This is a genomic window from Roseibium album, assembly GCF_001404515.1.
GTDB lineage: Bacteria > Pseudomonadota > Alphaproteobacteria > Rhizobiales > Stappiaceae > Roseibium > Roseibium album.
The window spans coordinates 47697-60469 of record NZ_CXWE01000016.1 but is presented as its reverse complement, the minus strand read 5'-3'; the positions used below and the strand labels follow the sequence as shown (position 1 = coordinate 60469).

Annotated in this window: 13 protein-coding genes; 6 read left to right on the top strand and 7 right to left on the bottom strand. The window is 58.2% G+C overall.

Going from position 1 to position 12773, the window contains the following annotated elements; genetic code table 11:
* Positions 1-176: 176 nt before the first annotated feature.
* Complete coding sequence (locus LA5095_RS30730; protein ID WP_055391781.1) at positions 177-1853, bottom strand: cytochrome D1 domain-containing protein; 1677 nt, start codon at positions 1851-1853, stop codon at positions 177-179.
* Between the two features lie 316 nt (positions 1854-2169).
* Between LA5095_RS30730 and LA5095_RS30725 the strand changes: the two genes are divergently transcribed.
* Genes LA5095_RS30725 through LA5095_RS30700 form a run of 6 tightly spaced genes read left to right on the top strand, consistent with a single transcriptional unit; the run spans position 2170 to position 7626 of the window.
* Positions 2170-2622 carry a c-type cytochrome gene (locus LA5095_RS30725; protein WP_055391780.1) on the top strand — a complete coding sequence of 151 codons (453 nt, stop codon included), beginning with the start codon at positions 2170-2172 and terminating at the stop codon, positions 2620-2622.
* Positions 2623-2645: 23 nt separating this feature from the next.
* Entirely contained in the window at positions 2646-4016 is a 1371-nt protein-coding gene (locus tag LA5095_RS30720) for a cbb3-type cytochrome c oxidase subunit I (protein ID WP_055391779.1), read from the top strand.
* Between the two features lie 4 nt (positions 4017-4020).
* Positions 4021-4830 carry a CbbQ/NirQ/NorQ/GpvN family protein gene (locus tag LA5095_RS30715; protein ID WP_055391778.1) on the top strand — a complete coding sequence of 270 codons (810 nt, stop codon included), beginning with the start codon at positions 4021-4023 and terminating at the stop codon, positions 4828-4830.
* A 10-nt stretch (positions 4831-4840) separates the two neighbouring features.
* Positions 4841-6778 carry a nitric oxide reductase activation protein NorD gene (locus tag LA5095_RS30710; RefSeq protein WP_055391777.1) on the top strand — a complete coding sequence of 646 codons (1938 nt, stop codon included), beginning with the start codon at positions 4841-4843 and terminating at the stop codon, positions 6776-6778.
* A gap of 4 nt (positions 6779-6782) precedes the next feature.
* Complete coding sequence (locus LA5095_RS30705) at positions 6783-7346, top strand: cytochrome c oxidase subunit 3 (protein ID WP_055391814.1); 564 nt, start codon at positions 6783-6785, stop codon at positions 7344-7346.
* A 7-nt stretch (positions 7347-7353) separates the two neighbouring features.
* The gene (locus LA5095_RS30700) at positions 7354-7626 is read left to right on the top strand and encodes a hypothetical protein (RefSeq protein ID WP_055391776.1); all 273 of its coding nucleotides are present in this window, start codon (positions 7354-7356) and stop codon (positions 7624-7626) included.
* On the opposite strand, the gene LA5095_RS30695 is transcribed toward LA5095_RS30700, so the two are convergent.
* The 6 genes from LA5095_RS30695 to LA5095_RS30670 form a co-directional block, all read right to left on the bottom strand.
* A complete protein-coding gene (locus LA5095_RS30695; protein ID WP_055391775.1) occupies positions 7616-8176 on the bottom strand; it encodes a DUF4202 domain-containing protein in 561 nt (186 codons plus the stop codon). The genes LA5095_RS30700 and LA5095_RS30695 overlap by 11 nt on opposite strands.
* Positions 8173-8880: a Crp/Fnr family transcriptional regulator gene (locus LA5095_RS30690; RefSeq protein WP_029066330.1), complete on the bottom strand. Its 708-nt coding sequence runs from the start codon at positions 8878-8880 to the stop codon at positions 8173-8175. The genes LA5095_RS30695 and LA5095_RS30690 overlap by 4 nt, the downstream gene beginning before the upstream one ends.
* Before the next feature lie 311 nt (positions 8881-9191).
* Positions 9192-9995 (bottom strand): ATP-binding cassette domain-containing protein, encoded by an 804-nt coding sequence (locus LA5095_RS30685; protein ID WP_055391774.1) that lies wholly within the window; start codon positions 9993-9995, stop codon positions 9192-9194.
* A gap of 9 nt (positions 9996-10004) precedes the next feature.
* Positions 10005-10871, bottom strand: coding sequence for an ABC transporter ATP-binding protein (locus LA5095_RS30680; RefSeq protein ID WP_055391773.1), 867 nt, complete (start codon positions 10869-10871; stop codon positions 10005-10007).
* Entirely contained in the window at positions 10868-11719 is an 852-nt protein-coding gene (locus LA5095_RS30675; RefSeq protein WP_055391772.1) for an ABC transporter permease, read from the bottom strand. The genes LA5095_RS30680 and LA5095_RS30675 overlap by 4 nt, the downstream gene beginning before the upstream one ends.
* Positions 11712-12722 carry an ABC transporter permease gene (locus LA5095_RS30670; protein WP_055391771.1) on the bottom strand — a complete coding sequence of 337 codons (1011 nt, stop codon included), beginning with the start codon at positions 12720-12722 and terminating at the stop codon, positions 11712-11714. Before LA5095_RS30670 ends, LA5095_RS30675 begins: the two co-directional genes overlap by 8 nt.
* Positions 12723-12773: the final 51 nt, after the last annotated feature.

The following is a 12773-nucleotide window of genomic DNA, read 5'->3' as shown; positions in this document are numbered from 1 at the left end:
CAGGCTCCGTTTTGGATTTCTCCGCCGGCCCTTGTGACCGGGCCATCAGCGATCGCTATGCGGATGCGGGGAGCGTTTGCCCTGTTCCGGGCGACCTTTGGTCAATGCAGTCCCTTCACCGCTGGCAAATGGGAAGGGCGGGCGTTGTGCCCGCCCTTCCGGAGTGCTGGCTCACATCAGGTGACGTGGTTCGAACGGTTGTAGACGTTGAACTTGCCTGTCGGGGCGAAGAGTCCTTTGACCCTGCCTTTTTCTTCAAGCGTTTCGGCGTCGAAGATCACGATTTCACCGTTCGGTTCCAGTGAAGTGGACCGGTTCCATTTGGAGACCCACACTTCCGAACCATCCTGGTTGAATTCGAAATGAACAGCAGCGCTGCCCTCTTCGTCGGTGATCTGGATCGTCTTGACGATTTCACCGGTTTCCTTCGAAATGACCTGAACGGACTGCTGCACTTCCGGTTCCGGATGCTTGGTCTGGTCGGCCCAGATGTATTTCGAATTCGGATGGGTCCGGATGAAGAGCCCGGCACCATCGGTTTCCACCTCGTAGCAGATCTTCCAGGCTTGATCGGGATGTTCAGCCGGATCATTGCCCCAGACCGTCACCGTGCCTTCACCGAGGTGTGTCGTGCCACCGACCGGACCGCAATTGGGATCAACCCAGTTGGCGCCCGGGCCGGGGTGCGGCAGAGCTGCGGTGTCGATCATCGCTTCCAGCTTGTGCGTTTCCGTGTCGACCACCACCATCTTGTTCGACGCATTCGCGGCGATCTGGAAGTAGCGGCCGGTCGGGTCGAAGAAGCCGTCATGCAGGAACTTCGCCGAATCGATCTTGTCGATACGCAGATTGTCGAGATCGGTATAGTCGACCTGCCACAGCTGGCCGAGCTCCTTGACCGCAACGATCCAGGTGGGCTCGTTCGGGGTCGTGTAGATGGCGGCCACGCGGCTTTCTTCCACATATTCGCCATCGACATTCACGCCGCGGGTGGAGACGACTTTTTTCGGCTCCATGGTTTCCGCATCGACGATCGCGAAATGAGGTGGCCAGTATCCGCCGCCGATCACGTATTTGCCATCGCCGGAGACGGCAACGTCACGTGCGTCATACGCAATCTTGACTTCAGCGACCAGCATGTTCTCCGGATTCTGCCAGAGGTCGATCTTGGTCATTTTGCCGTCGCGACCCATGGTGTACCAGAAACGGCCGGGATGCTCGGGCTCGGTGACCGAGTGGTGCTCGGAGGCTTTCAGGACGTGAACCGCGTAACCGGTCGGGATATGCGCCAACACTTCCTTGGTGTCACCATCCACAACTGCAACCTTGCCGACGTCACGCTCGATGACGACAAAGAAGTTTTCCCAGTTCCGGCCGTGCAGGGGCTCGGTTGGATAGTCCTTCGGGTCGACATAGACCTTCCGGGTGGCCTCCATTTGCGCCAGTGACATTTCCGGCGGTGTAGGCGGCTCCATCATGATGTAGGTCGACATGTCCTTGATTTCCTGCTCGGTCATGATGTCCGAGAAGTTGTTCATGCCGCCTTCAGTCCCCCAGGAGATGATCTTTTCAAGTCGCTCCTGTCCCAGTTGCAGCGTACCGCCTTCCGTAACGGTTCCGTCTGCTGCTGTCTTTTTCCATTTCGGCTCGAGATTCTTACCTGTTGCTCCCTTCCGCAGGACGCCGTGGCAACCTGCGCATCTTTCGAAATAGAGCTGTTTGGAACTTTCAAAGGCCTCCTCGCTCAACGTGGGGCCTTCAGCAAAGGCAGGCGCCGTCACACTGCCCATCAGCAGTGCGAGGCAGGTCGCTAACGCGTAGCCTGTCCCTTTTCGTTTTCCTGGATGTGACATTCTCCAAACTCCAAATGCTGGTGAGGCACTCGCGAGTTTGCGCAATCACCGGCCCGCTTCCTTGACTTTCGTTAAGACGAGCCACCGCGGCGTAATTTTCGCATTAATAATTTGAGGCCTTGTCTGCTGACAAGAAGATAAGATTTTGTAAATAAACAAGTTTCCTTAAGGGGGGGCGGTATTCTTGTACCGCATTGTCGCAGCCCGCGTGCCGTGATCCGGACCTCCTTTGGATCGGCTTGACTTTGGTTAAGGAAACAAAGGCACTGCCTGTCACCCTCGTGGCCACGATCAACTCGGGGGAAAGGAGCGCGCGATGCGCGAAGTCATGACCAAAAGCATGGCCCGAAATATTTTCTATGGCGGGTCACTGTTCTTCATCATCATCTTCCTGGGACTGTCGGTCCACAGTCACTTCTATATTACAGGGACATCGACAGACCATGCCGGCATCACCGATAGCGTTGCCGCCGGCAAACGTGTCTGGGAAGACAAGGCCTGCATCAACTGTCACACGATCCTCGGAGAAGGGGCCTATTTCGCTCCCGAAGTCGGGAACGTGATGACGCGCTGGGGCGTTCTGGACGATCCGGACGCAGCTTTCGAAACGCTGAAGGGTTGGATGGAATCCATGCCGACCGGCATCGAAGGCCGCAGGCAGATGCCGAATTTCAACCTTACAGACGAGGAAATCCGTGATCTCACGAACTTCCTGATCTGGACCGACAAGATCGACGCCCAGGACTGGCCGCCGAACGATGCCGGCTGATCTGAAAGCAAAGGGAACGAACGATGAAATATCAATCACAAAAGGTCGCCCTGGCGTATTTCGCCGTCGCCCTGGGTCTTTTTGCCATCCAGGTACTGGGCGGATTGCTGGCCGGCTGGGTCTATGTTCAGCCAAACTTTCTTTCGGAAGTCCTGCCCTTCAACATTATCAGGATGTTGCACACCAACAGCCTGATCGTGTGGCTGCTGCTCGGCTTCTTCGGAGCGGCCTATTTCCTCATTCCGGAAGAAACGGAGCGCGAACTTCATTCGCCCAGGCTCGCCTATCTTCAGCTTGCGATCCTGGTGATCGGCACGCTCGGCGCGGTCGTCACTTATGTCTTCAACCCGTTTGAAGGCAACTTTCTGCTTGGCAAGGAAGGGCGTGAGTTCATCGAACAGCCCAAGTGGGTCAAGGTAGGCATAGTCGTTGCCGCGCTGATGTTCCTCTACAACGTCACCATGACGGTGCTGAAGGGCAAGAAAACCGCGATCACCAACATCCTGCTTCTGGGCCTGTGGGGCCTCGCCCTGCTGTTCCTGTTCAGTTTCTACAATCCGAGCAACCTGGCTCTGGACAAACAATACTGGTGGTACATCGTCCACCTTTGGGTTGAAGGTGTCTGGGAACTGATCATGGCATCCATCCTGGCCTACCTGATGCTGAAATTGACAGGCGTCGACAGGGAAGTTGTCGAAAAGTGGCTCTATGTCATCGTCGCCGCGGCCCTGTTCTCCGGTATCCTGGGAACCGGCCACCACTACTACTGGATCGGAACACCCGGCTACTGGCAGTGGATAGGCTCGATCTTCTCGTCGCTGGAAGTCATTCCGTTTTTCGCAATGATGGCCTTTGCCTTTGTCATGGTCTGGAAGGGCCGGCGGGATCACCCCAACAAGGCGGCACTGCTGTGGTCGCTCGGTTGCGCGACGCTCGCGTTCTTTGGTGCCGGCGTCTGGGGCTTCCTGCACACGTTGCACGGTGTCAATTACTATACACACGGCACACAGATCACCGCGGCTCACGGCCACCTGGCCTTCTTCGGCGCCTATGTCTCGCTGAACCTGGCGATCATCACCTATGCCATGCCTATCCTGCGGGGCCGAGATCCCTATAACCAGGTGCTCAACATGGCATCCTTCTGGCTGATGGCGGGCGGCATGACCTTCATGACCTTCGTGCTGACATTTGCCGGAACCATCCAGACCCACCTGCAAAGGGTCAACGGTGATTACTTCATGGACGTCCAGGACCAGATCGCCCTGTTCTACTGGATGCGCTTCGGCGCTGGGGCGGTCTTCGTGATCGGTGCACTGTTGTTCATCTATGCGATCGCCGTGCCCAAACACGAAGTCATCGAACCCGGCGAAGCCGACCACGTTCCTGCGGAGTAAGACCATGGAAGGTTCTGTATCCTTGGCAAAAGGGGCGGCCGACGCCCCTTTCTACCTCCCTCAGGGAGACGAATGCTCGGTATTCGAAGCTGCTTATGAAAATGGCCTGCCGGTTCTGCTCAAGGGACCGACGGGTTGCGGCAAGACCCGGTTCGTCGCTCACATGGCTGAAAAACTTGGGCGCAAGCTCTACACCGTTGCCTGTCACGACGACTTGTCTGCGGCGGATCTGATCGGCCGTTACCTTCTCAAGGGCGGTGAAACGGTTTGGGTTGACGGACCACTCACAAGAGCGGTTCGGGAAGGCGCAATCTGCTATCTCGATGAAGTGGTCGAAGCGCGAAAGGACGTCACCGTCGTGCTGCACCCTCTGACGGATGACCGCAGGACGCTTCCGATCGACCGGACCAGTGAAGAACTGGCCGCGGCACCCGGTTTCATGCTGGTTGCCTCTTACAACCCCGGGTATCAGAACATCCTGAAGACGTTGAAACCGTCCACGCGGCAGCGCTTCATTTCACTCGAATTCAAATTCCCGCCGGTTGATCTTGAAGTAGAGGTCGTGGCTGAAGAAAGCGGACTGGACCGGGATCGGGTCACCGCGCTGGTCCGCCTTGCCGGAAAATTGCGGGCGCTCAAGGGCCAGGACCTGGAAGAGGGGGTTTCGACCCGCCTCGTTGTTTACGCCGCAACCCTGGTCGCACAGGGCATGCCGGTGGATCGGGCCATACTGGCCGCGATGATCGAACCGCTGACCGACGATGAAGACGTGAAACGCGGGCTCCTAGATCTTGTCACGGCCGTGTTTGGGTGAGGCCAGACCGATGGGCAAGATCGACTTCGAGCCATGGGAACCCGAAGAAACGGTCGGGAAACTGTGGCACGCATTTGCAAGCCGCCTCGATGCACCTGAGGTGCATCATGGAGCCGCGGTCGGCCTCTCCGAGGTCGGCGGGCGGCTTGCTGTGCTTTTTCGGGGACTGGGCGGAAGCCACAGTGTGGACGTTCGCCCGGTCTCCGAAGAAGTCTCGCGCCACCGGCTGGGATTCCTGAGGCGCCTCGGCACGGAAGCAGAAAGCGTTCCCCAGGCGAGCTTTGACGGAGAGACCCTCCGATTGCCGGAAAAGCTAGCCGTTTTCCCGTTCAGGGAAGCAAATGCCGCGCTTTATGTCTGGCTGACTGCCATGGCTGCGCACGCGCCTGAACATCTTGTGGAGGACGATCTCCTGCGCACCGATTTGCGTGCGTTGCAACTCATCGAAAAGACGGTTCACGATACGCTGTCGGCGGCACCCGGGCTGCGTGCTCTTTATGGAGAACTCGGTCACGGCGCACTCGCGCAACGGAATGCCGCCTCCCTGCCGGCCATTGAAGCGACAGTGGAAACACTCGTGCGCCACTTGCTTGGCGATCCGGCCGAACTCCCGCCGGACGCGGAAGCAATGAAGGCAGCTCTTCAAGAGGATGATCTGACGGGATTTACCGCGCCTCGAGGATATCACCCCTTCCGGCCCGTACCGGTTTGGCCGCGCCTGCGTGATGTCGTCTTTTCAACCGGAGATGCGGTCGAAAACCGCGACACGGAAGGAACGCCGGAACAGGCGACCGGCAAGACCATCCGCGCCAGACGTCGCAAATCCGAACAGGCGGAACGAAAAGACAGCCTGATCCTTCACAAGTTCGAAGCGATCCTGAGCTGGACCGAATTCCTGAATCTCAATCGCCGCGTCGATGACGACGACAACGACAATGCGAGGAAGGCTGCCGAAGATCAGGAAGAAATCGGCCTTGGGCAGATCTCAAAAGCACCCGCGACGCGTCTGAAACTGCATCTGGATCTTGCGCCGGAAGACGTTGATCGGGAAAGGCTGTCCGGTCGTGTCCTGTATCCGGAATGGGACACACGCACCGGAAAGTATCTGTCCGACCACGTTTGCGTGCTCACCAGCGTCGCGGATGCTGATCCGGAACAGGATATTGCTGCCAGGGACCCCAGGGCCGCGCGGCGTATCCGGTCTGTCAAACGCCAATTCGAGGCGCTCAGGCCCGGCAGGGTCACGACGCGTGGCCATCTGGAAGGCGATGGCCTCGACATGGATGCCGCTGTCAGATCACAGGTTGAGCGGATTGCCTCCGGCGTTGGCAATGACCGGATCTGGCTGCAGACCCGGCCAGAAGCAAGGGACCTTGCAGTCTCCATCCTGCTCGATGTTTCAAGGTCGACCGAAAGTGCCGTATCTGGTCGCGCGGTGATTGAAATCGAACGCGAAGCCCTCACTGCGCTTGCCTGGGGACTCAATGCCTGCGGCGACGATTTTGCGATATCCGCCTTCTCGTCGTTGAAACGTCACCGCGTCTACCTGCAAAATTGCAAGCGTTTCGACGAACCCATGTCCCGGACCGTCGAACACCGGATCAGCGGTTTGAAGCCGGGATTCTACACAAGGCTCGGAGCTGCCATGCGCCATGCCTCCCGGGAACTGGAAAAACAGTCCCGAAAGCGAAAACTGCTTCTTGTGATCACCGACGGAAAGCCCAACGATCTCGATCATTATGAAGGCCGTCACGGTATCGAGGATACGCGAATGGCCGTCAGGGAAGCCCGAAGGGCAGGGCAGGCCGTGTTCGGTGTTACCATCGACAAGTCGGCTAAATCATGGTTTCCGCGCTTGTTTGGCCAGGGTGGCTTCGCGCTGATCCCGCATCCCGACAAGCTGACCCAGGCGTTGCCGCAGATCTACCGCCAGCTCGTCGGTGGGTGAGCAGATGAGGGCCGGGGAAACGAATAATTCCGGAGTGCTCGATGAACTGCCCGGGGACCTGATGATGTGGGTCCTGATTGTAAGCGAGCTTCTGGTCTTCGGGGCAGGGCTTGCTGCATTTCTGGGTGTCAGGGTCGTGGATCCGGATGGGTTTGCCGCCGCACGGAACTATCTTCATCCGGCCCTTGCCGGCTTAAACACGATTGTCCTGATCACAAGCGGTTATTTCGCCGCCCGCGCGCTCGATCTCAGCAAAGGTCAAAGGCAATCCAGCGTTCGCTGGAACCTGTTGTGGGCAGGATTGCTTGGCGCAGTCTTCCTGGCGATCAAGATCTATGAATATGCCGACGTCGCTGGGCAGGGCATTTCAACGGAGACACATCCGTTCTTCACGTTCTACTACCTTCTGACAGGGTTTCATGCCCTGCACGTGTTGGCGGGTATGGTGATTTTGGCTTTGGTGTCCTGGAAAAGGACGTCCCGCAATGTCGAAGTCGGCACCGCTTTCTGGCATATGGTGGATCTTGTCTGGGTGTTGCTGTTTCCGGTGATCTATCTGCTGGCATGAGAGAAAAATGACATTCGACACAATAACCCGTGCCTGGTTCGGTCTGCTCTTTCTCAGCGCCGCATCCGTCCTGATCGCCGCCGGATTCACCGAAACACTTGGTGCTGGCGCGACTGGCGGATTGGTGCTGGTTTTTGCATGGATGAAGGCGCGCGTGATCCTGTCCCGCTACCTCGGGCTCTGGCAGGCACCGGTCTGGTTATCGGGTTTCAACTGGGCGCTCGGGCTGTTTTGCCTGTTGTTGCTCGGATTGTTTCTGATCCCCGAAGTCAGTCCCTGAAGGCCGCGGCGAGCGGTTCCGGGAGATCGAATTCCTTCAGAACACGGATCCTGGCGTCACTTGACATTTTCCGAGCCGTTTTCTGAACGATCCCGAGCACTTTTTCCTCGGTGTGCTTGGCGGCAAATGGCGCGAAATACCATTTGAGGAACACGAAGCAGATCACGTTTTCCAGCGTTTGGACATCGTCGTGGCGCTTGATGCCTTCCTTCCGCAACATGCGCTGCGCAGCGTCGATATCCTCCTTTCCGTACCCGGCGTCCGTCATGATTGCGCCAACTCTTTCCGCATGGCGTTTGGCAAGAGCGCCGCGCCATGCATGGTAGCCGGCCTTGCCTTCCGGATACGAAGCTCTGGGCAGGGTCCACCGTTCGATATGCTGGCCGCGTGCTGCGATCCGGAGCGTATCCGGTGCGCCGGGATAAAGCCGTCCCAGCTCCGAACTCATCCGCTGTCCGTAGAGCAGGGCGGCAGGTTGACCCTCTTCCTGACCTGGGTCGGCAGCGTTGGCTTCGTCTATGGTTCTCAGTGCTTTTTCTAGGTCTGTCATTGCGCCTTGTGCCAGGCTTCGACCGGGTCGGTTTCGGAGAAGTCGCGAAGCCGCTCGATGTCTTCTATGGCTGCATTGTTCCGGTTGATATGAACGCCGACAGTCTTCAGTTTCGCGAAAGAGCGTGACAGGCTCTCCGGCTTCATGCCGAGACGGCCGGCAATCAGAAACTTGTCATAGGGCAGGGTAACAACGCAACTGCCCTCCTCCTGTTCGCAAAGGCCGAGCAGGAATTCCGCAACCCTTTGAGGACCCGTATGCGCCTTGAGTTGTTCAAGTTGCGAGACAAGTGAGTGCAGGTGAGTGAATGTCGAGGCAAGCACGGAAACCGCGATCTCGGGATCTTTCCTCATCGCCTCGACCAGCGCAACGCTCGGAATGCGCATGACCTCGCAGGTTGTCACGGCCTCTGCGGAAACCGGATAGGCATGGCCACGGAACGCGACGGCCTCGCCGAAACTTTCGCCCTTGGCAAAAACATTCACCACCGCTTCGCCGCCATTCGGCGCGATCCGGTAGAGTTTCACCCACCCTCCCGTCACGATGTGAATGGCGTGGGCCGTTTCACCCTGCAGGAACAGCGTCTCGCCGCGGTCGTATTCGCGCCAGCTCGACATGCTGAGGATCATGTCCTGAATGTCCTGTGAGAAGCTTTTCAACAGCAGAGAGTTCTGCGCAATTTTCCTGCGGCGTTCATTCGGCATTTTTCCAAGATCCCTTCCAGATTCACCTAGGTAAATCTGCCCCCCCTAGATCCGTCTGGTGCACGTTTGCCGGTTGCGGTCATGCACTTCGAAATGCGGATTTGGAGTGCTTTGCTGTTTCGAAGCGAAACGTGTTCCTTCGAAGTCTCCGGAAGTTTTCTAGCAGGAATTCGAATTGTTGGGTTTGACTCAAGTCATGTACGGAACAGTGTACAGCTTTCATTGCAGACAAAGCTTTGCTGCCTAAAGTCTACCGCGAACCAGAGAGAAGTCGGGATATGGATTTGATCTTGGATCGGCCACCGGTTGCTTTATTCCCAGACCTGATTTGGATCTGGCAGCGGAATGGCATCGAGCAGCGTCCTGGTATAGTCGGCCTGCGGGTTGGAAAAGAGATTTGCTGTCAGTGCGTTTTCGACAATCTCCCCCTGATGGAGAACGAGAATGCGACTGCACAGGCGCCGGATTACGGACAGGTCATGGCTGACAAAGGCGAGTGTCAATCCCAGATCCCGAACCAGCTGTTCCAGAAGATTCAGGACCTGGGCCTGGGAGGAGACATCGAGTCCGGAGACGATTTCGTCGGCCAGAATGAAATCTGGCCTGAGTGCAATGGCGCGGGCGATCCCCACCCTTTGTCTTTGGCCGCCTGAAAGCTCGTGCGGATAGCGGTTCGTGAAGGTTTTCGGCAGTCCGACCATCTCCAGCGCTTCGTTCACGCGCGCAGACAGGTTGTCGAACCCCTGCAGACGCATGGGCCCGGCAATAATACCGCCGACCTGTCGGCGCGGGTTGAGCGAGGACATCGGATCCTGAAAGATCATCTGGAACTTCTTGCGAAGGGGGCGCAGATCGTCTTCGTTCATATGCGCGATTTCACTGCCCTCGAACAGGACCGAGCCCGAATCCGGTTCCAGCAGACGGATCATGGTGCGTCCCAGGGTCGATTTGCCCGAGCCGGAACCGCCGACAATGCCGAGGACATCGCCCTTTGCGACATCGAATGTCAGGCCCTTGAGGACTTGTGTTCGCGGGGCGGCGCCTAGAAGCGGTTTTTGCGACAGGTCCGGAAAGGAGACTTTCAAGTCCTTGAGCTGGTAGATCAGGTCACTCACGGCTTCTCATCACTCGTTCATTTGCGCATCGAAAGCGGCGACTTCGCGTTCCACCGCAGCGATGATGTTGTCCGGGACCGGCATCAGCGAGCCATCCGGATCGGTGTATTTGGGGGTGGCTGCCAGAAGCGCCTTCGAATAGGCGTGGCGCGGGGCATCGAAAAAGGCACGAACATCGGTGTCCTCGATAACCTTTCCCGCATAGAGAACAGAAAGAGACTGGCTGATTTTTGACACGACGCCGAGATCGTGCGTCACGAACAGGAGCGCTGTCTGGTGCCGTTCCTGCATTTCGCGGATCAGTTTAAGGATCTGTTTTTGAACCGTTACATCGAGCGCAGTCGTCGGTTCATCCGCGATGATGAGTTTGGGCTCGGCGGCAAAGGCGGACGCAATCAGGATCCGTTGCCGCATGCCGCCGGACAGTTCGTGCGGATAGGACTTCATCACGCGCCCGGGCGACTGAATGTGGACCTCTTCCAGCAACTCAAGCGCGCGCGCTTCGGCCTCGGGACGCTTCCAGCCGAGAATGTCGACGAGGCGATCCGTAATCTGTGGTCCGATCCGTCGGGACGGATTCAGCGCAGTCAGCGGATCCTGCGGGATCAGCGCGGCCTTTGCGCCGATCCTCTGACGTCTTGTCTTTGGCGGCAACGCCAGAAGATCTTCACCATCGAGGAGGATTTTCCCGCCGGTAAGGCGCACTGCCCTCGGCAGAATACCCAGCACCGCTTTGCCGATCATGCTTTTGCCGGCGCCGCTTTCTCCGACCAGGGCGCGAACCTCCCCGGCCTTCACATCGAGCGAGACCTTGCGCAGCAGGGGGAGGCCGTTTCTCAGCCGGACCGACAGATCCTGAATGGAGAGGTAGCTCATCGCAGCACCGGATCGAAGTATTCTTTGAGGCCTTCGCCAAGTTGCGAGAAACTGAGCACCGTCAGGAAGAGCGCAAAGAGGGGAAATACCAGCACCCACCAGGCCTGGTAGATTGATGTCCGGCCTTCCGCGATCATGCCGCCCCAGGTCGGTTCGTCGGTCGAAATGGACAGGTTGACGAAGCTCAGGATTGCTTCGACGATCACTGCAATCCCCATTTCGAGGGTCAGCAGCGCAACGATGGTCGGCAACACATTGGGCAGGATTTCCGCGAGCGCGATCCCGAGCCGGCTGCGGCCGGCCACTTGTGCAGAGGCAACGTAGTCCATCGCGCCCTGGCTCATGGCCTCGGCCCGCACGACACGGGAAAACCGCGTCCAGTCGATGACCACGATAGCGATGATGATCGATGTCAGGCCGGTGCCAAGAACGGCAATCAGAAGGATGGCGAAGAGGACCGGTGGAAATGCCATCCAGATATCGACCAGGCGTGAGATCACCAGATCTGCCCAACCGCGATAATAGCCTGCGATCAGCCCGAGCGTCGCACCCACCAGGCAGGTGAGTGTGCCGGCGACAAGGGCAACGGTCAGCGCCAGTCTCGCGCCATAGAGCATCCGGCTCAGCAGGTCGCGGCCGAGCGAGTCCGTCCCCAGGAGATAGGCAGGGTCGGCACCCTGCTCCCAGAAAGGGGGAAGCCGTGCCGCAAAGAGATCCTGCTCCAGCGGGTCATGCGGGCTGAGCATCGGCGCAAAGATGGCCGCCAGCACCAGGAGGAGCAGCCAGCCGCCGCTCAGCCAGAGCCGAAGACCGGGCAATTGGCGAATGTCTCCGCGGGCATCACGCATGGCGCAACCTCGGGTTCAATGCGGCGTAGGTCATGTCCACCAGAAGATTGACGAGAGTAAACAGCAGGGCGAACACCAGAACGATGCCCTGAATGAGCGGAAGATCGCGGTTGATGACGGCATCGATCGCCATGTTGCCGAGGCCTTCGTAGGAAAACAGCCTCTCGATGATCACCGTGCCGCCGATGAGAAAGGTGAACTGCACACCGATGAGAGTCAAAGTCGGCAGGATCGCATTCGGCAATGCATCGCGGGTGATGATCGACGTTTCGGAATAGCCCTTTGTGCGGGCGAGTGTGATGTAGTCGTCATGCATGCATTCCTTCAACGACTGCTTGAGCAATTGCAGGATGATGGCGGCGAGCGGGATTGCCAGGGCAAAAGCCGGCAGCAGCATGTGTCCGAGCAGATCGAAAACGACGTCGAAACGAAATCTGAGCAGGGCCTCGAGCAGAAAGAAATTGGATTGGAAGTCGAAGCCGAGTGACGGGGACACACGCCCGGAGATGTGAAACAGCGGCCAGAGGACGCCGAGAACCAGGATGAGCGCCAGTCCCCAAAGGAAATCAGGCAGCGACAGGGCGACGCCGCCCGCCACATCGATGCCGCCCTCGATCTTGGTATCCCGGTAAAGTGTCGCGGTCAGTGCTGCGGTTCCGCCGATGAGTACCGCGATCAGAAGGGCCATCAGCGAGAGTTCCAGTGTCGCCGGCAAGCGGCCGATCACAAGATCGAAGACCGGTTGGCGCAAGGTGATCGAAGTTCCGAAATCGCCTTGAACGACATTGACGATCCAGATCCAGAATTGTTCCGGAATGCTCTTGTCCAGGCCGTAAAGCGTTTTCAGGCGCTCGATATCCGCTTCTGTGGCACCGGGTGGCAACATCATTGCAATCGGATTGCCTGGGACGACCCGGATCACGACAAATACGATGATGGCTGCACCCAACAGGGTTACCAGTGTTGTCGCTAGGCGCGTCAGCAGCGCACGCACGATCTGCATGTGAGGTTCAGGCCTGTCGTTCGGAAAAGAGAACCGCCGCGGGACCCGTTG

Excerpts from the sequence above, each read along its gene's own strand:
- LA5095_RS30730 (WP_055391781.1), bottom strand. The coding sequence starts at position 1,853 with ATGTCACATCCAGGAAAACGAAAAGGGACAGGCTACGCGTTAGCGACC.
- LA5095_RS30725 (WP_055391780.1), top strand. The coding sequence starts at position 2,170 with ATGCGCGAAGTCATGACCAAAAGCATGGCCCGAAATATTTTCTATGGC.
- LA5095_RS30720 (WP_055391779.1), top strand. The coding sequence starts at position 2,646 with ATGAAATATCAATCACAAAAGGTCGCCCTGGCGTATTTCGCCGTCGCC.
- LA5095_RS30715 (WP_055391778.1), top strand. The coding sequence starts at position 4,021 with ATGGAAGGTTCTGTATCCTTGGCAAAAGGGGCGGCCGACGCCCCTTTC.
- LA5095_RS30710 (WP_055391777.1), top strand. The coding sequence starts at position 4,841 with ATGGGCAAGATCGACTTCGAGCCATGGGAACCCGAAGAAACGGTCGGG.
- LA5095_RS30705 (WP_055391814.1), top strand. The coding sequence starts at position 6,783 with ATGAGGGCCGGGGAAACGAATAATTCCGGAGTGCTCGATGAACTGCCC.
- LA5095_RS30700 (WP_055391776.1), top strand. The coding sequence starts at position 7,354 with ATGACATTCGACACAATAACCCGTGCCTGGTTCGGTCTGCTCTTTCTC.
- LA5095_RS30695 (WP_055391775.1), bottom strand. The coding sequence starts at position 8,176 with ATGACAGACCTAGAAAAAGCACTGAGAACCATAGACGAAGCCAACGCT.
- LA5095_RS30690 (WP_029066330.1), bottom strand. The coding sequence starts at position 8,880 with ATGCCGAATGAACGCCGCAGGAAAATTGCGCAGAACTCTCTGCTGTTG.
- LA5095_RS30680 (WP_055391773.1), bottom strand. The coding sequence starts at position 10,871 with ATGAGCTACCTCTCCATTCAGGATCTGTCGGTCCGGCTGAGAAACGGC.
- LA5095_RS30675 (WP_055391772.1), bottom strand. The coding sequence starts at position 11,719 with ATGCGTGATGCCCGCGGAGACATTCGCCAATTGCCCGGTCTTCGGCTC.
- LA5095_RS30670 (WP_055391771.1), bottom strand. The coding sequence starts at position 12,722 with ATGCAGATCGTGCGTGCGCTGCTGACGCGCCTAGCGACAACACTGGTA.